Source organism: Neptunitalea lumnitzerae, assembly GCF_027924185.1.
GTDB classification, from domain to species: Bacteria; Bacteroidota; Bacteroidia; order Flavobacteriales; family Flavobacteriaceae; genus Neptunitalea; species Neptunitalea lumnitzerae.
Genome location: NZ_BRVO01000002.1, coordinates 1,102,451 through 1,121,488, shown reverse-complemented (window position 1 = coordinate 1,121,488; position 19,038 = coordinate 1,102,451). Strand labels below are relative to the sequence as shown.

Here is a 19,038-nt window from a genome sequence, read left to right as displayed (position 1 = left end):
TGTTAAATTTGATGCTAATAGTAACCCTAAATCTTAATTGATAACTATGGAAAAAAAGAAACCATCAAGAAAGATAATGGCAATTATTTTGCTGTTAATCTTGCTTTCGGCAGTGATTCTCTTTTGGCCTTCTGGAGAAAAAGGACCTCCTGATGCAAAGGTGAAAACCAAAGAAAAAGAACAAGAGATAGTCCATCAACCAAACGAAGAAACTGTTACAGAAGAGAAGGAAGAAGTATATGTAGAGCCCCAAACCCCAAAGTATACTTTAACTGAAGAAGAAAAAGCAGAACGTGCTAGATTAGCTAAGGAACGTGAAGCAAGATTAAAATTAGCAGAAGAACAATACCAGAAAGCGTTAGTTCTTTTAGAGGAGAATGACAATGCAGAGGCTTTTAACCTACTGAAAGAAGCTGCAGAGAATGGCCATAAAGAAGCGCAACGTTTGGTTGGTGAAATGTACATGAATGGTGATGGTGTTAGTAAGGATGTTAACTTAGCGGTAGAATGGCTTTTAAAAGCCGCCAAACAAGGTGATGAACAAGCTCAGAAAACTTTGGGCTTTGTGTATGCTAGTGGTTTTGGTGTAACGCAAGATTATAAAGAGTCTTTTTATTGGTATAAAAAAGCAGCAGCTCAAGGCAATGTATTTAGCGAGGCTGAGCTAGGTAATGCCTATATGAATGGTTATGGTGTAACAAAAGACGCTGAAAAAGCAGTTGAGTGGTATAACAAAGCTGCAGAAGAAGGTGATGTTAGTGCACAATATAATTTGGGTAGAGCTTATGAAAAAGGTACTGGTGTAGCTAAAAATATTGAAACAGCTAAAACTTGGTACCAGAAAGCAGCTGTTAAAGGCTATGGGAATGCTCAAAAGGCATTGAATAGACTTAATTAACTATTTATAATTCTATAAAAAATTCAAAGAGGTGATTTTATCACCTCTTTTTTTGTGCTTAAAGGTGTTAGTTGTTTCTACATAATTATTATTGAATTGTTCTAGGACTATAGCAAGAGGTTATTTTTTCTGATGTATGTTTTAAGAAAAATTAGATTTTTATTCGGTGATGTTTTTAATTGGTTGAGAATAATGGATATAAAAAACACATTTCTTTAATTTTATGTTAAAAATTAATATATTTACTAAAACATCAACTTAACTAATATCCCATGACCAAGGAAGAAGCACTGGAAAAACTGGAGTTACCAAAAGGTACCGATTTACAGGAAATCAGGAAACGGTTTGCTGAAATGCATAACGATTATCGCATGCGTATTGAAAATGCTCCAACACCTAGATTACGCCAAACTTTTGAGAAAAACCTAGAAATGATTAAAGAAGCTTATGCTTTTTTAAATGAGAGTGAAAGCATTGATGATAGTGGTAGTTTACCTAGAACCTCAGAAGTTGTAAATACACCTGTAGTAGAGGAAGCTATTCCAGACGTGGCACCTAGTGAACCAGAGAAAGAAGAGAAGTTATCTTTAGAGGCCTCTCTGGCTTTATTAAATGTTACTGAAAAAGATGCTGATGCCACCATTCAAGGTAGCTATCTTGAACATACGCAAAAACTGCGCATGCAGTTAAAAGCCTCTGAGTTAGAAGAGGTGAAGAATATCTACAAAAAAGAATTGGTAAAAGCAGAAGCTGCCTGGAGTGTTATTAGTGATTGGTTATTAGAAAGAGAAGCTCCAGATACACTTAAAGAAACTGTTGTACCCCCTGCAGAAACAGCTAATGTGCCTGAAGAATTATCTGAACCAGAGGAGAAAGAAACTATTTCAGAAGAATCAGATGTTGAAGAAGCAGTACAGACAAAGGAACCTGAAGAAGAAGTACTCTCGGTAGAAGCGGATGTAGAAGAGCCACCAAAGGTAGAAGAGGAACCAATGGTTGCAGAGAAGCAAGAGGATGTAACAAAGCCAGTACAAGAAACCTCAGAACCTGTTGAGGAAGCTCGAATGGCAGCAGAACCACCTGCAGAACCAGCAGAAGATATTGTTGAAGAGCCCTTGAAGAAAGAACCAAAGGCAACTGAATCTCCAGTAAGTACAAGTGCTGTAAAAGAAAAATCGGGTAATAAGGGTGTCTTGGTAGCCTTGTTATTGATAGCGGTTGCTGCGATTGCAGGCGGTGCTTATTGGTTTTTAGGAAATAATAACGGCAAAGACGACCCTACGATAACCAAAAACCCTGATACAGATTTAGGAAATGGAGTGGTTTTAAATGATACTATAGCTACAGATACTATAGCAAGTGCGGCTATAGATACAACAAGTATTACTATTCCTACAGAGCCACAGATAGAAGAGGAGCCTGAAACTACAACCACTACTACAACAGATACTCCGTATCCTGGAATGACCGCTGAGCAAGTGTTTCAAAAAGGATATGCTTATGCACAAAAACAAAATTACAAAGCGGCACTACCTTACTTTAAATATGCTTCAGAAAGCGGAAATGCTAAGGCAAATTATTATATGGGATTCCTATATAAAAATGGAAAAGCTGTAAGTAGAAGTACTTCTAAATCTAATACATATTTTAAAACAGCTTATAAAACATTACCTCCTTTGGCTAAAAAAGGAGATGTATTAGCACTACGATATTTAGGACACTGTAATTATTTTGGTTACGGAACATCTCAAGATTTGAACAATGCTTTTAAGTATTATAGCAAGGCGGCACTTAAAGGAGATAAGGCAGCTCAGAGTAACTTGGGGCTTATGTATGAAAGTGGTCATGGTATTAACAGAGATTACGCAGAGGCTAAATATTGGTATGAGAAGTCATATAACCAAGGAGAAAAATTTGCGGCCTTTAATTTAGGGAAAATGTATAAAGATGGAAGAGGAGTAAATCAGAGTTATGCTAAAGCTTTTGAATATTTCAAATTTGCGGCAGATAAAGGTCATAACGAAGCGCAATATGAAACAGGAATGGCATATGAACTTGGTGATGGAGTTTCCAAGAGTTATGCTAATGCAAAAGATTATTACCTAAAAGCAGCTAATGGTGGACATGCCGAGGCTCAAAACGAATTAGGAGAATTATATGCTAAAGGTAGGGGGGTAAATGAAAATAAAACGACTGCAGTTACATGGTATACTAAGGCAGCAAAAGGAGGTTCTGTTAACGGTAAAAACAATCTTGCAGAGTGTTATTACCATGGATGGGGGACCGATATAAATTATAAAAAGAGTTTTGATTTATATATGGAGGCTGCACGAGCTGGAGATAAAATAGGACAGAATAATGTTGGTTTCCTTTATGAAATGGGTAAAGGGGTTAGTCAAAACTATTCGGAAGCTATCTATTGGTATCGTAAATCGGTAGCACAAAATTTTGATCAGGCACAACGTAACTTAGGATATTGCTACGAAAACGGAAATGGTGTACCACGTGATACTGATGAAGCTATTAGATTATATAAACTAGCAGCAGCACAAAATGATAACTTTGCTATTAAAAGATTAAAAGCACTTGGGGTATCAGGCTATTAGAGCTATTATTTAATTTTTTAGTTTGTAGAAGGTTATATTAACGGTATGTAGATACATTCTAATCGTTGATAGGGGTTTTCCTATTGAATAGTATAGGAGATATTGTAAATTTAAAGAATAGAAATTTGATGGTGTTTTTAAGTACTGTGAAATAGTCTTTTCTTTTTATGTGAACGTAAATCAAATAGTTAGTATGAGCTTGCCAATTATAAACCGTCTGCCCGATACGAGTATTTTTAAAATACTGAATCTGGAAATGTCTTCTAAGTTTTCTCAGGTGAAAAAGGCTTACAAAATAAAAGTAGGTATTTTGGAAACTGCTATTAATACCGCAGATGAAGTATCTAAACAAGAATTGAAAGTTGAGCTAGAGAAGTTGAACGGAGCTTACCAAGAGTTTGCTGATAAGGTGGTAGATGCTAATAAAACCTATTTTAAAACTGTAAATGCACTTCAGGATGTTGGGTGTAAACCATCTGATGATTGGGCAGAGGTAGAGAAAAAGTATGAAGATTTACCTGTTGAAGAGAAAGAAACTATCAGCAGTTCTTATGAATATTTGAAAGATAATAAGCAAGTAATCACTAAAAGAGGAAGTTTACATACCACTCTAATAGGATCAGCTGCGGTTTTAGCAGCAGCCGGAGTTTCTTTAACTGTGTTTCATTATTTAGACATTGAAGAGATAGATAATACACTGCAAGAAGTAAAGGAAAATCCTGAAATATTACAACCCGTTACTACGCCAGAAGAATTTATAGAGCCAGAAGAGCCGATAAAAGAAAATGAAGAAGTTCCTGTTGTAGAAGAATTAGAGGAACCTCCCATTATAGAAAATGAAATTGAACTGCCTGAAGAGGGAGTTTTAAGTGACGATTTTCAGATAGATACTGAAATTGATGTGGATACTTTGCTTGATGAAGAAACAGTGCAGAGCATTATAGAAGAGAATTTAGTTGTGGAAGAAGAGGTGCTTGAGATTGTTAGTTTAAATCCAGATCCAGAAATTGCTTTATCTCTACAATATAAATTACAAGTGTTTGCCAGTATGGTTTCGGCTATTTAACTATTTACCCTTTAACTTTTAAAACTTTTTACAATGGATTATTCAAATGATGAAATACCAACAAATGATTCCCTTAATGGTACTACCGATTTAAATGATGTATTTGCAAATGCTAGTAGTTCTTTAGATGAGCTTATAGATAAAGCATCTAATGCACAAGGAATTACAGAAGAGTTGCAACAGTATCATCAGAGTGCAACGGAAAATGTAAACCTTATAGAGAACCTCAAGGATACTGCACAAGAAACAAATGAGCAAATTGAGAATGTATTAGCACATTTAGAAAGTTCTAAAGAAGAGGTTAATGCCATGCACGAAGAAGTAACAGGACTCAAAGAAGAGTCGTTTCATTTAAAGGAGGAAATAATTGGCTTACGTGAAGAAAGTACAGCTCTTAAAGAAGAAACCTTTAGTTTAAAAGAAGAAATAGAAGCATTAAAGCAGGAGGCTGAAATTTTAAAGGCAGATTTAGAAACTGAAAAACAAAATGCTGAACAGGTATTAGCAGAATTAGAAAGTTTTAAATCGGAAGCACAAGGAATTTTGTCTGAAATAGAGAGTATTCGCTCATCAGCATCTAATGAGGATGGTGGTAACGGCTTTATGTTTTAAAAGAAAAAAATATTTAGGAGCAAGTCCTAGAAGTATATAGTCTTAATGATTAAAGAACACTAACCTAATCATAAATTGTTTTGATTACCGTACCAAAAGTTTTTTATAACAGATATGTTAAAGCTGTTGATAGCCTGTATGATTTAATGAAAAATTATCCAGGTATACAGATGGGGCATCATCTTATTACACATCTGGAAGAAATGAGAAGAAGGGTAGTTTCTCCAGACGCACTTCCTGCTGAAATTATATTTTTAGACACTCCATCTTTCGATGATTTAAAAAAGATTGTTAAGTTTTTAGGTGTCAATGAAGTTTTAGTTGAAGATATTCAGATAGCTATTACGAATGCTAAAACTCGTTACTCATATGAAACCCTAGTTAATTTTACCGGGGTTAACCTTCGGTTAAAGTTTTATAATTCTGCTCACTTGCCTATACGTAGTACAGCAGCCATACAACCCGTATTTAAATTAGCATTTTGGCTTTCGGATGAAGCTCCTGGTTCTGGTGAGTTTGAGACGATAGCACTACGCCTGCAATCTGAGGGAGGGATCTTATTTTTTATAAATACTTCAGAGAATCAATTTCTTAAAACCTCTGGAGAGTTAAAAGTACTTCCTACTAGTTATAAGAATATGCCTGAAAGCATAGAGGTGTTACTGGCGTCTAAAGGTATAACCAGTATGTTGCCTATTTTTTATGGAGCACGATTGTTACAAGGCTTAGAGAAAATAAGTGATGCTTTTTATCAATATGTAGTTCAGCAAGAAAAAGATATTAAAACTAAAAAATTTAATGCCCAACAAGATATTAACCAAGTAAAGCAAGATGAACAACTAAATTTTAGAGAGCTTTATCAAGGGATTAAAAAGAATTTACAAAGAGATTTCTCAGAGTTTGAAAGAGGTGTAAATGATGCTGTTATAAAAATGAATCAATCCAGACAAGAAAACTCTTTAATGTATAAAGTAAGTACTGAAATTGATGAGATAGCTACTCTGGAAGAACAGGTTATAGCAGGAAAATTAAAAATGAGTTTACCAGAGGAAAAACTTACCCATGTATCGCAGATGATTGCTACAGGAATTAGAAATCAAATGGATCAGGATGTTTTTTCGTTGAAAGAATTTTTGAATCAAGAAATTGAAGATTGTAAAAAGAAATTAGAGCAATATCACATTGAATTTTCATATAGCCCAAATATTCAATTTAATCTATCTAGAGTAGAAGCTAACATAGTAGAGTACAATCAGTTTGTGCAACGCTATGAGACCGATAAGAAAAACCTAGAAACGGGTGATTATATAAGGGCTGCTTTGAAGCCATTTATGACGGTGTTTTCATTAATGATGATTTTACGTTTTGTTCCTTCTTTACGTAAGTCTGTAGGTGAGTATATACCCTATATAGGACTGGCTTTGGCACCTTTTGCTATTTATACCTTTTATAAATTTTTAAAACACACCAAAGAACAAAAGGAGCTTGATTATAAAAATGAATTAAATAGAATGAGAGATACTCTTTATAAGGAGAGTAAAAGCATTGTAAAAAAGTTGGGAGACGAATGGTTACGAGAATTGGTAAGTACTTTACGAGATGAATTGAATGAATTTATAGGTGAATTAGAACATACTTTTTCTGTAGCTTCAGATGAGCATAAAACAAAAATACAAGATAGTCAGCGTGCCGTACAACGCCGTATTCAAGGGTTAGAACAAAGAGACCGAGCACACCAATCAACACTGAAAGGAAAAGATTCTTTTGATAAACTGCTAGCACAATTTAAAGGAGAGTTGATTCAACAATATCATGAAACCATAAGTAAACTATGATAATAGGCATAGATTTAGGTACCACATATTCTTTAGGAGCTACCTTAAATTTAGATCATCAACCGGTATTATTACCAGATAATTCCGATAAAAATGTATTGTATACACCAAGTATACTGCATATAAACGGAAACAATGCTTTTGTGGGGTTGTCTGTGCTACATATGTTAGAACAGAACCCAGATTTAAATGTAATACGTTTTTTTAAACGCTATTTAGGAGATAATAAAGAACTCTATATGGATATGAAAAATGGAGACATTTGGTATCCGGAGTCTGTGGCTGCATTGGTATTGAAAAAAATAAAGTATGATGCAGAAATTTATGCTTCTAATACCGTAGAAGGTGCCGTAATTACGGTACCTGCTCACTTTAACGATGCACAACGAAAAGCTGTTATTAATGCAGCAGCTATGATAGACTTACCTGTATTAGGCTTGGTAGAAGAACCTGTTGCAGCCGCTATGCATTATGGACTGTCACAAAAAGCTAACGACCAAAATATATTGGTGTATGATTTAGGAGGGGGTACGTTTGATGCTACGGTGCTTAATATGAACGAGCAAGGTTTTTATGTTGTAAGTAAAGACGGTTTAACCGACTTGGGAGGTAAGGAGTTTGATGAGGCTATAGCCGAAATTATACACAACCAGTTTGAAGCGGCTACTGGGAAACCTATCAATTTTACCGGTAGAAAATTACAACAGCTTCGAACGTTTTCTGAAGAGGTGAAAATTGAATTATCTAGTCCGGGTATTCAATATGTAAATAGAGTGTGTTTAATAGGGAACGATAGTATTGATGTTTTTATATCTAGAAAAGAATTTGAAGACGCTATTAGACCTGATGTAGAACGTACTATTAAAATATTAAAACGTTGTGTTTCTTCGGCTGGGTTAACTGATGAAGATATTGATGTATTGCTGCTGGTTGGGGGGTCTTCTATGGTGCCTTTCATTAAAAAGTATCTAGCTGAAAAGCTACCATTACTGGCTAATAAAATTCGGTTTCATGACCCTATGAAAGCCGTCGTGTTTGGGGCTTCAGTATATGCAAGAATGCTTACGGGTAACGGAGGTGCTGATATGGATATGCCGTCTGAACTAAAAGGGGTTACCGGATATAATTTAGCAGTAAGAGCGGTAGATACTGAAAGCGGTAGAACCATATTAGATATTATCATTAAAAAAAACAGGCCTGTACCGCTAAAAGCAAAGAAAACGTATTACACAGCACCTAACAACAATGGTAAAATGCGCATAGAATTGGTGCAGTTTATTGAAGAGAATGATATAAAAACTTTAGGGGTTTTAAATGTTGGACCTCTACCTAGTAATCAGGCAAATTATCCTATAGACATTACCCTAGAATATACAGAAGACAATACGATTATTTTACAAGCTTATGACCCACAGACAGGAAGGGAATTGGAAAAAACTTTCGGAAAGGAAGGAATGGGGGCTAACTATTTAGCAACCCAGAAAGTACTGGTTCAAAAATCGTTTATAAATAATGTTGTTTAAATTTTAATAGCATAGCCATGACTAAAGAAGAAGCATTTCGAATTTTAGGAGTACCATCTGAAGCAGATATGGAAACCATTAGAGCTAAATTTTCTTTTTGGTACACCGTATGTGATGAACAATGTGACCTTTGTTTAACAGAGGGAATGAAGCACTTGCATGAGGTACACTTGAAACAGTTAGAAGATGCTTATAAAGTGTTAACCGATAGTGAAGTGATTTCTGATATGGGAGCACTTTTGTCTATGGGAAAAGGCTATATTGAAGAAGGAGATGTTATTGGTAGAGAACAACGAATATTACCCGAAGAGGCATTAGCTTTTTTTGCAGCTTTTCCATTTGATAATGAAGCTGTAATAGAAGAGCGTTTTAAATTCTATACAGGTGAGCTAGATACTAAAATAGAGGCTACAGCTTTAGAGGCTTCTAAGCAACCCTTTAGAAAGGAAAAGGAAAGAGCAGAGCTGTATTTTCAGGTAGCACTAAATTATGTGTTGGCTAAAGTAAAGAAAAGAATTTTACAAAAACAGGAAGTAGCAGAAAAGCAACTAGCTAATAAAACAGTAGACGCCACTGCTATACATGAAGAAGTGGAACCTGCTAAATCAGTAACTGAATCTACTGTTGAAACTAAAAAAGATGGTTATGGTAAGTTAATTTTAATAGGGTTGGTGCTTATAGTAGGTTTACTAATAGTTAGTTATGTATTATTTAGTAAAGAAGAAAAAATAATTAATAGTAATGATATTGAAGTTGTAACGCCTGATAGAGAAGAAGCCCCTACATCAGAACCAGATAGGGAACAGATGATTGCAAGTCCTTCAGGTACTGTGAATGATACCCCAGAAGAAGTTGAGGTAGAAATAGCTAATGAAGTACCCAAGCCACTGAGTGAGTTTTATGCAGATAGTATTGCACTGCTAAAATTGATTAATACTTATAAACCTACCGATTTTGTGTTAGGTACTTTAAATAAAAGTGGTTTTTACATCAGTAATAAAAAATCGAAAGTGTTGTACCTACTACCATTTAAAAGTATTGCCTCTATTAATGAAAACGGACAATTTATAAGTTATAAAACAAAATACTTTCAAATAGACTCAAAGCAGGCCTTTACATCTCAAGATTTTGTTTTGAAAGGTATGAATAGCAAAGATAAATCACGTTTATTAGCACTTATAAAAAAGTATGGTGTAACAGTTAATGAAGTACCTGATAGAATAGAGAAAATTGAAGAAAATGAAGGTGGAGGATCGTCAGAATCTACTGTTAAGGAAGAAGCGGTACAGCCAGTTCAAACACCTAGTGAGGATGAACCTGTGAAAGATTCTTTAGAATTGAAAGAAGAATTGAATACAACACCATCTGAAACACCAGTAGAGGTAAACCCTGATAAAGAGGAAAAGGTGAATGAAAAGCAAGAACCTAATGAGGAAACGGAAGAGGTAGAAGAAAATTAACGCATGCCATTGTATAGATAAAAATTAAAAAGGAGTATCTAATTGATACTCCTTTTTAATTTTTAATCATTTGGGAATGAAATATCTGAAATATGAATATCAGGAGTTTTTTCTACATACATGTTGTTAAAAGGTTTTATGTAGCTTTTAGAATTTGCGAACTCCTTTAATGAGATTTTGATTGGTTGATATGCTTTTCTGGCGCTACCAGTAATTTGTGCAATAGCTTCTGCTAAAAAAGGTTCTGTTTCATTACCTAAAATGCCCATGTTGGTTAGGTCTTCTGCCATCTGAGTATCTGGTATAAAACCAGTGTCAGCATAATCATAAAAACCTGCGGCATTAGCATTTCTGCCTACTAAGGGCTGCATACCCCAGCTATTGTTAGTGTTTATGTAATTAATTCGGTTATCACTATAGATATAAGAGTTCCCCGGATCGTCTACCAGTGTAATTGAAAATTCATTTTTCCCTCTTGTGCTAGCTCCAATTTGGTGTACAGTAATATAGGGGTCTAAGGCATTTATAACCAACTCACTTGCCGATGCTGTTTGGTACGTAGTTAAAACATATACCTCTGAAAGTTGTAAACTGTTTAAGCTTGCTCCGTCAGAATTTGTATTGGTAAAATAATCACTTAGTTCAGCATCTGATAATTGTGATTGAATTTTATCATTCCAACGTTGTTTAATATATAAGTCTCCGGTAAACTGGCCTGTAATTAGGCTAGATAATATTCTGGAAGTATTTACACTTCCACCACCATTATAGCGGAAGTCTATTACTAAATCGGTTACATTAGCACCTTTCAGTTGTGCAAATGCATTATTTAATTCGGTATTAAAATCAGCGGTAAAACCATTATACATTAAATAGCCAATAGTGTGTCCGGCATTAGAAAAGGTTGCTACTTTAAAAACAGGATTTTCAGTATACGATTCTTTAGTTAAATCTACTGTCACACCATTTTCACTAATAGCAGCTCTTTGCGGATGAAAGTCTGTAACCAAAGAGGCGTTTACAATAGAAGCCATGTTTAACGTGTAGCTGGTATTTCCGTATAGTAAATCATTGTAGTTATCAAGGGTTAGTTGTATACCATTCACTCCTGTAAATATATCTCCTCTATGTATGTTTTTAGTAGAAGCGTTTGAATTAGTCATAATGTATTTTACAAATCCATAGATGTCGTTGCTATCAGAAAATTGAGCTAAACCAAATTCTACTCCATTGGTAGTGTACGATCCGCTTAAGGAATTCACTAATGAGGTATAATCATCGGTTATGTAACTAAAGCGGTCAATAGTATTAGCATCATCATAAATAGCGGTATGTTGATTACATAAATTGTAAAACAACATATCAGGACTGGCAAAAGATGTAATAAAATTAGAGTACTCCTGACTAGAAGCAAATCTGTTATCATCTAAATCTTCTACTTCTGCCTGCCAGAAATACCAAAAATTAAGTCCTTTCCAAATAAAATCTTCTACAGATGCAGATGAGGTATAGGTTTGTATATTATCATCTCTGTCATTACAGCTTACAAAAAGAAAACTGATACCTAGTATACTAAAGAAAAACTGTCTCATATTAAATATCTTAACCATAGCTTATAAAACATTAAATTTATGCAGTTTATTATAATTTGAAAATTTTTGTAACAAAATATTATTTGGGTCGTCTCCCTTATATATCAACCAAATGAATTGTTTAAGATGGATGCATCTTCGTTTTTAAATACTGTAACGCCCTTTAAGGATAAGATGTTTAGATTGGCAAAAAGATTGCTAGTATCTAAAGAAGAGGCGGAAGATGCTACCCAGGAAGTTTTATTAAAACTTTGGAAGAGTAGTGAACGTATAGAGACTTATAAGAGTGTAGAAGCTTTTGCTATGACCATGACAAAGAATTATTGCTTAGACCGATTAAAATCTAAACAAGCAGGTCATTTAAAGTTAGTGCACAGTAATTATCAAGATGAATCCGTTTCATTACAAAGAAAGGTTGAGAATGTAGATAGTTTAGAATGGATGCAACGTATTTTAACAACGTTACCCGAGCAACAACGTATGATTTTACAGTTAAGAGATATTGAACAATATGAGTTTGAAGAAATAGCTGAAATGATGGATATGAACCAAAGTGCTATAAGAACAGCACTTTCTAGAGCAAGAAAAACAGTTAGAGAATCATTGATTAAAACACACAATTATGGAATTCAACAAAGTTAAGTATATAGAACAGTTATTAGAGAAGTATTTGGAGGCTACCACAACGGTAGCTGAAGAACAAGAGTTACAACAATACTTTACTCAAGACAATGTGGCGCCTCATTTGGAAGAGTATAGAATGATGTTCTCCTTTTTTGCTGTAGCCAAAGAAGAACGGTTTACCAAAAACGTTCCATTAACACCTGAGAAACGAAACGTAAATTATCGAAAATGGATTTCAGTTGCAGCCGTGGCCGTTATGATTTTTGGAGCTTATTTTGGAGTGAATTCATATCAGCAGTATCAGCAGAAAAGAGAGGCAGAGATAGCCTATGCTGAAACCAAGCAAGCATTTGAACTTTTAGCTATGAATTTACAAAAAAGCAAAGTGCAGATGGGATACTTAAATGAAATAGACGAAACAACACAGAAAATTTTTAAACCCGTAAACAAGTAAAAAATGAAAAAAATAGTTTTATTAATAGCATTAGTTGCCTTACCATTTTTATCAAAGGCACAATCAGATTTTGATAAATTTGAGGATATGGACGATGTAACTACGGTGGTTGTAAACCAACGTATGTTTGAAATGTTTGTACACATAGATTCTGATGATCCGGAAGCAAAAAGTTTAATGGATATGGTAAAAAGTCTTAAAGGCTTAAGATTATTTACTACCGAAAGTGAAGCCGTTTCTAAGGATATGACTGCTACCGTTAATAAGTATATTAAGTCTGGTGGATTAGAAGAATTAATGCGAGTAAAAGATAAAGATGCTAATGTGAAAATTTACATTAGAGAAGGGAAAGATAAAGACCATGTTAAAGAGCTTCTAATGTTTATCCAAGGTATTAGTGATGTAAATATTGAGGGAAGAAAAGTAGAAAGTGTTTTGCTTTCTATAGTAGGAGACATTGATTTAAACCAAATAGGAGAACTTACTAAGTCAATGAACTTGCCATCTCAATTAAACAACGCTCAAAAGAAATAGTATTAATGTTTTAAAGGTGTAGCTAACTGTAGTTACACCTTTTTTTTAAATTGAAAATTATGGAAGTAATAGCAAAATACTTAGTAAAATTACTGTTTATAATAATGCTGTTAGTATTTTCAGTTTCTTGTGATGTGAAAGGCGGAGAGCTACAAGAGTATTTGGTAGACAAATCAGCACAGCCTGAATTTCTTTCTTTAGATGTGGCCACATCAATTTTTGATGTTTCTAAAACAGAATTAACACCAGAAGAAAAAGAAATCTATAAATCGTTGAGAAAACTTAACATAGTTATGTTGCGTGCAAACCAACCTAACTTTACAGAAGAGAAAGAAACGGTGAGTGATATTTTAAAGGGAGAAGACTTTGAAGAGTTAATGAGCTTTAATAGCAATGATATGAAAGGGAAACTTTATTATATAGGTGATGAAGACTCTATTGATGAGGTAGTTATTTATGGCTATAATAAAGAAGATGGTTTTGCCTTGGTGCGTATTTTAGGAGATAATTTTAAAATTGAGAATATGGGGAAACTAGTGCAAATTTTACAGAGTTCACAGGTAAATGGTAATCCTTTGAAACCCCTACAAGACTTTTTTGGAGAGAAAAAAGATTCAATACCTCAATAATTAATTGAAAATTTTTTAAAAAGTGTTTGCAAATTTTAAAAACAGAATTATATTTGCACCCGCAATGCCGATGTAGCTCAGCTGGCTAGAGCAGCTGATTTGTAATCAGCAGGTCGTGGGTTCGAGTCCCTCTATCGGCTCTTAAAAAAAGCTTCCATTTAGGAAGCTTTTTTTATTTATAATAAGTTGTTGTTAATTCTTTTTCTTACGTTTCTTTTCTTTCTCGTACGGAAACTTTCTAGCTGCTTTTTTCATCATGTCTGTAATGATTTCATAAGTGTCTTTACCAGATTTTTTGGTTATTTTGTTTTCGTACTTCCATAATAACTTACTCGTTTTTCCGTCAGCAATCTTAATAGCTATTCTACCGTAGCCACTATCACCTAACAAATAATCAAAAATGTCAAAGTCTGTAGAAACGCCTTCAGATATTAAAGCTTTAAGTGTTAAGTTACCACTAATAATACCGTCAACACCTAATAAATTGGCAAGCTTTTTAGAGGTGTATACGTCTAAGTTGTCTAAGCTGATATTATTTTTTGCTAAAAGGTCGTTAGTAATTTGAATGTTCTGAAACGTTACTTCAAATTTCTTTTTAGATTTTTGTTTCAAGAAATAGGTTTCAAGAGCACTTTGTACTACATATCCTTCTTTTTCTGCTAATTTTTTTAAATTTTCATCGGTAATGTCTTTAGAGTTTTCTAAGTGTAAAGTAGCGTAAAAGGGTAGTATAGCTAGTACCTTGTGGTCTTTACTTAACTCGTCAAAACTTTCACTTGTGTATATATTGCCTTGTGCATTAGCTTTTACAATACAAATAAATAGAACAAGTAGGGTTGCAATTTTTTTCATTAGAAATTATAATTTCATATTTACTTTAAGATTAAACACTCTTCCCGTCATGTAGTTAGGTATACCATATTGTCTTTTAGTATACACATCTCTAACCCATGTATTAGTAATGGAATTTAAGTTTTCAAAAATATTGAAAATTTCAAAGCCTAGCGTTAATTCTTTAAACGGATGTAACCAATGACCTTTTTCGTGGGTTTTATTAGCGTCAGCCAATACATAAGAAACACCCATATCTGCTCTTCTATAATCACTTAAGCGTGTTTGATAAATATAAGGATCTGCATAACTAGGAGAGCCGCCTGGTACACCTGTGTTGTATACCATATTTAAGTACATTTTTAAATCTGGTATGTTAGGTACGTAGTCTTGAAATAACATTCCGAATTTTAAACGTTGGTCTGTAGGTCTGGCAATATATCCTCGGTCATTAATATTTTCCTCTGTTTTTAAGTAACCAAAGCTAATCCAGCTTTCGGTACCCGGTACAAACTCACCGTTCAATTGTAAATCTAAACCATAGGCATACGCTACAGCATCATTATCGGCACTGTAACGTATTCTCACGTTTTCTAAGGTATATGTATTTACATCGGTTAAATGCTTATAGTAGGCTTCTGATTTTAATTTAAACGGACGATTCCATAATAGGAAACTATACTCGTTACCGGCCACAATATGAATAGATTTTTGCGCTTTTACATCAGGAATTACCATTCCTATTGAATCTCTGAGCTCTCTGTACATTGGAGGTTGGTAGTATAGTCCTCCTGAAAGTCTAAAAATCATGTCTTTTTCCCAATTAGGTTTTAATCCTATTTGTGCTCTTGGGCTCACTACCGTTTGGGTACTACTGGTAATATTATCTCCGCTTACCGTCCAATTATGCGCGCGAACACCTGCATTTAAGAATAGTTCTGCCTCAGAAGCTAAGGTAGTTTTATAACTCCATTGTCCGTAAGCTGAGAAACGGTCTATGTTGGTATAGTTGGTAGCTCTTACGTTTTGGTAGGGTACTATCGGCCCTTCGTAGGGGTTGTAAGGTTGGTCATTGGCAAGCTCAAAAAATGGACGAATAGAAAAACCTGCTGAATCTATCACTTCCCATTCTACTAAACGGTCTCTTATATCTTCATGTGTATATTTTAGTCCCCATTCTATTAAATGATCTTCTTTTTTAAAACTACCCTTGTGCTCTAAATTGAAAATTAAAGCATCTAAGTTGTTACGTGCATGGTTAAGTTGAGAGCCAATACCTTCTGAATATTCTACATCTCCTAAATCTTCATCGCCAATAGAAGAGTTTACTTCTCCTAGTCTGTACTGACCTAAAATATCAAAATATTCTTGCTCTGTAGCATGGTAGGCAGATCCAATAAGTTTTAGGTTTACGTTATCATTTAATAGGTAATTAGCTTTAAAAGCTCCGAAGGTGGTTAGGTATTCATCTTCTTCTTGCCCTTCATAGAAAATCAATAAAGCCACCGGATCATCAATAGTACCAAAATTGGTTTGGCGAGTAAGTGGAGTGTAGTTGTATTGATTCATTGAAAAGTTACCCAAAAAGTTAAGTATAAGTTTATTGGTAGCTTTATAGGTAATATACGTTTGAAAATCTGCAAAAACAGGGTCGTAATTAGTTTCTGTTTGCTGAGAATTTACAAATAAGCTGTTGTTTCTGTATCTAATGCCAGAAATAGTAGCTAATTTTCCGTTTTTAGATAGTGTTCCTACAGAGGCAGCAGCTCCTAGAAAACTAGCATTTAAGGTAGCCTCAAATTCTGTTGGTACTTTATAGGTAATGTCTAGTACCGAAGAAAGTTTATCACCGTATTTTGCTTGAAAACCTCCTGCAGAGAAATCTAAATTTTGAATTAAGTCAGAGTTTAAAAAACTTAGTCCTTCTTGTTGCCCGCTGCGTATTAAGAAAGGTCTGTATATTTCTATTTCGTTTACATACACCAAGTTTTCATCGTAATTACCTCCACGTACCGAGTATTGAGAACTAAGCTCATTGTTAGAAGTACTACCCATTAATGATTTTACTAAATTTTCTACACCACCGCTGGCACTAGGCATATTTTTAATAATAGAAGGACTCACGGTTTGTATACCTATAAACGATTTCTTTTTACTTGAAGAAACCTCTACAACTCCAATTTGCTCAATGTTTAATTTTAAAACCGGGTTTACTATAAAGTTTTCGGCATTGGCAAGTGTTGCTGTAAATTCATATTTTTTAAAAGTAATATGAGTGTAGGTAACGGTAATTTTTTTTAGTGCCGGAACTTCTAATTTATAAAAACCGTTATCGTTACTTATGGCGTAAAACTCTTCACAAGTAACACTAACCCCTGGAATGGGCTGATTGTTTTCGTCAAGTATTACTCCTTGTATGGTAGCCTTTTGTGCCTGCATAGCAGTTACAGAAAGGGTACAAAATAGGAGCGCGAAAAGAATTTTTTTGAGCATGTTGGTTGTTTAATATTTCCTGAAAAATGTACGTGTAAAAGTAGTACTATTTCCCACATTATCGGTTACTGTCAACTCTAATTTATGTTTAGACCCTTCAAAAGTTAGGTCTTCACAGTTAAAAGTTAACGTGTTATTTTTGTATTCATATTCAGTTAAAATCCATTTCCCGTCTATGGTAGCTCTGTATGATTTTATACCGCTTAGGGCGTCTGAAATTTTAAAGGTCAGGTAGTTGTAATTAGAAATCCATTGATTGTCTGCAAAGTTTACTGCCTGAGCAGTAGGAGGGGTGTTATCTTTTAAAATAACAAACGCTCCTAAGTTTTTGGTTCTTGTGCTTAGCGTATTACCTTTTAAACGTGTGTTTTCATATCTGGGAGAACCATTGGTATATAAACTAGCAATAAAATATTGCGATATATCTAAGCTATCTTTTATGTGACTAATATCAAAAGTAAGGTTGTAATAATCTTGAAGTGGTACTTCGGTATTGTGTACCCATAATACTTCATCTTCTTTTTTAATATCTAGGTATTCATTTTTGTAAAAGGTGTTTGCCGGAAAAAAAATAGAAGCATTATCTACTTCATAATAATTATCTCTGTTAGCAATAAGGTAAAAGTTGGTTTTGGTGTCTGGGTATGGTTTAGAAATAGGTTTATCTTCTCCATGAATAGGAACGTATATTTTGGTGGTATTACCTTCAATATCTTTTAAAAGAATGGTAACCGTATAGTCTTGTCCTGGTTCTATAGCGAGTTTTCCTTGGTTAGTTTTTAAATTGTAAATACTTAGCTGATTACCTTCATCTATAAATGTTTTCTGAAAACGCTGATGTTTATTAATATATCTAGGGTAATCTATATAAGTGTTAATTTGTTTGCTTTCATCAAACGAAAAAGTTTCAAAATCTAAATTAAGATAGGGGGTTCCGTTTAGTTGCATTTCAATCTCATAGATACCATTATGATTGTAAGAACCATCTTGACTATCATATCCTTTTACAGCAAACCCCAAAATACCAGAAGCATTAATTTTATTGGTTAAGTAAGTGCCGTCATTCTGTCTTGAAAAATTAAGTTGGTAGGTGCCCTGCTGTCCGTTAATTTGCGAAGTAGCATCTAAGGTGTATCCTAAAATGTTTTGAAAAACCGGAGCCTTAGAATCTTTTACATCCATACCAAAAAGTATAGGGTTTATAATGTGTTCTGTTTCGGTATCTCTAAACTCAAAATGTAAATGAGGTCCGCCACTTCCTCCTGTATTACCAGAGTAAGCAACTACATCTCCTTGTTTTACTTGTAAATCATTTATAGTGGGGAAAAGTTCAATTTCGTAAGATTCGTCTTCGTATTGCTTTTTCACTACATACTCTTGAATTTCTTTACTAAACTTTTTAAGGTGACCATACACAGTGGTATACCCATTGGGGTGGGTAATATAAAGTGCTTTACCATATCCGTAGTGCGATACTTTAATTCGTGATACATAGCCATCGGCTACACTTAAAACCTTTAATCCTTCTTTTTGTTGGGTTTTAATATCAATACCAGCATGATAGTGGTTGCTTCTTAACTCGCCAAAATTACCGGCTAATCTTAAAGGGATGTTTAAGGGGGCTATAAAATCATTTTTAGGATATTCTTTCTGTGCAGTAAGCAGGTTAATTGAGAATAAAAATAAAGAACAAACTAAAAAAAGGTACTTCATAAATAGTTTTTTTTGCATTTTATAATGATAACTCTGGCAAAAGTACAACATCTAAAAATTATTTTTATTGTATAACAACAACTTAGAAGTGTACTTTTAAAGATTTAGCAAAAAAAGTTGTAAACAAGCATTAGGAATGTTAAATTTGTAGTTCGTATTGAATTATGT

At 34.2% G+C, this 19,038-nt stretch carries 15 protein-coding genes and 1 tRNA gene; 12 read left to right on the top strand and 4 right to left on the bottom strand.

Features of this window, described 5'->3' with window-relative positions; all coding sequences use genetic code 11:
* Window positions 1-46: 46 nt before the first annotated feature.
* The 7 genes from Y10_RS12155 (at window position 47) to Y10_RS12125 (ending at window position 10,000) form a co-directional block, all read left to right on the top strand.
* Window positions 47-898, top strand: a complete 852-nt coding sequence (locus Y10_RS12155) for a tetratricopeptide repeat protein (RefSeq protein WP_281765657.1) — start codon at window positions 47-49, stop codon at window positions 896-898.
* A 272-nt stretch (window positions 899-1,170) separates the two neighbouring features.
* A complete protein-coding gene (locus Y10_RS12150; protein WP_281765656.1) occupies window positions 1,171-3,504 on the top strand; it encodes an SEL1-like repeat protein in 2,334 nt (777 codons plus the stop codon).
* A 193-nt stretch (window positions 3,505-3,697) separates the two neighbouring features.
* Entirely contained in the window at window positions 3,698-4,570 is an 873-nt protein-coding gene (locus Y10_RS12145; RefSeq protein WP_281765655.1) for a hypothetical protein, read from the top strand.
* 33 nt (window positions 4,571-4,603) lie between these two features.
* Complete coding sequence (locus tag Y10_RS12140; protein WP_281765654.1) at window positions 4,604-5,182, top strand: hypothetical protein; 579 nt, start codon at window positions 4,604-4,606, stop codon at window positions 5,180-5,182.
* A 146-nt stretch (window positions 5,183-5,328) separates the two neighbouring features.
* Window positions 5,329-7,017, top strand: coding sequence for a hypothetical protein (locus Y10_RS12135; protein ID WP_281765653.1), 1,689 nt, complete (start codon window positions 5,329-5,331; stop codon window positions 7,015-7,017).
* Entirely contained in the window at window positions 7,014-8,540 is a 1,527-nt protein-coding gene (locus tag Y10_RS12130) for an Hsp70 family protein (protein ID WP_281765652.1), read from the top strand. The genes Y10_RS12135 and Y10_RS12130 overlap by 4 nt, the downstream gene beginning before the upstream one ends.
* 17 nt (window positions 8,541-8,557) lie before the next feature.
* The gene (locus Y10_RS12125; RefSeq protein ID WP_281765651.1) at window positions 8,558-10,000 is read left to right on the top strand and encodes a hypothetical protein; all 1,443 of its coding nucleotides are present in this window, start codon (window positions 8,558-8,560) and stop codon (window positions 9,998-10,000) included.
* A gap of 62 nt (window positions 10,001-10,062) precedes the next feature.
* Here Y10_RS12125 and Y10_RS12120 read toward each other — a convergent pair whose 3' ends face one another.
* Window positions 10,063-11,592, bottom strand: coding sequence for a S41 family peptidase (locus tag Y10_RS12120; RefSeq protein WP_281765650.1), 1,530 nt, complete (start codon window positions 11,590-11,592; stop codon window positions 10,063-10,065).
* Window positions 11,593-11,718: 126 nt separating this feature from the next.
* Here Y10_RS12120 and Y10_RS12115 point away from each other — a divergent pair, with 126 nt between their 5' ends.
* The 5 genes from Y10_RS12115 (at window position 11,719) to Y10_RS12095 (ending at window position 13,973) form a co-directional block, all read left to right on the top strand.
* Window positions 11,719-12,234: an RNA polymerase sigma factor gene (locus Y10_RS12115; RefSeq protein ID WP_281765649.1), complete on the top strand. Its 516-nt coding sequence runs from the start codon at window positions 11,719-11,721 to the stop codon at window positions 12,232-12,234.
* Complete coding sequence (locus Y10_RS12110; protein ID WP_281765648.1) at window positions 12,215-12,670, top strand: hypothetical protein; 456 nt, start codon at window positions 12,215-12,217, stop codon at window positions 12,668-12,670. The genes Y10_RS12115 and Y10_RS12110 overlap by 20 nt, the downstream gene beginning before the upstream one ends.
* Before the next feature lie 3 nt (window positions 12,671-12,673).
* On the top strand, window positions 12,674-13,204 hold the full coding sequence (locus Y10_RS12105; RefSeq protein ID WP_281765647.1) for a DUF4252 domain-containing protein: 531 nt from the start codon (window positions 12,674-12,676) through the stop codon (window positions 13,202-13,204).
* 59 nt (window positions 13,205-13,263) lie between these two features.
* A complete protein-coding gene (locus Y10_RS12100) occupies window positions 13,264-13,833 on the top strand; it encodes a DUF4252 domain-containing protein (RefSeq protein WP_281765646.1) in 570 nt (189 codons plus the stop codon).
* A 66-nt stretch (window positions 13,834-13,899) separates the two neighbouring features.
* Window positions 13,900-13,973, top strand: a tRNA-Thr gene (locus Y10_RS12095).
* Between the two features lie 52 nt (window positions 13,974-14,025).
* Here the strand turns inward: Y10_RS12095 and Y10_RS12090 are convergent.
* From Y10_RS12090 to Y10_RS12080, 3 genes are read right to left on the bottom strand one after another with little or no spacing between them, the layout of a single operon-like run.
* Window positions 14,026-14,685, bottom strand: coding sequence for a hypothetical protein (locus tag Y10_RS12090; protein ID WP_281765645.1), 660 nt, complete (start codon window positions 14,683-14,685; stop codon window positions 14,026-14,028).
* 6 nt (window positions 14,686-14,691) lie between these two features.
* A complete protein-coding gene (locus Y10_RS12085) occupies window positions 14,692-17,157 on the bottom strand; it encodes a TonB-dependent receptor (protein WP_281765644.1) in 2,466 nt (821 codons plus the stop codon).
* 9 nt (window positions 17,158-17,166) lie between these two features.
* The gene (locus Y10_RS12080; protein WP_281765643.1) at window positions 17,167-18,870 is read right to left on the bottom strand and encodes a M23 family metallopeptidase; all 1,704 of its coding nucleotides are present in this window, start codon (window positions 18,868-18,870) and stop codon (window positions 17,167-17,169) included.
* Between the last annotated feature and the right edge of the window lie 168 nt (window positions 18,871-19,038).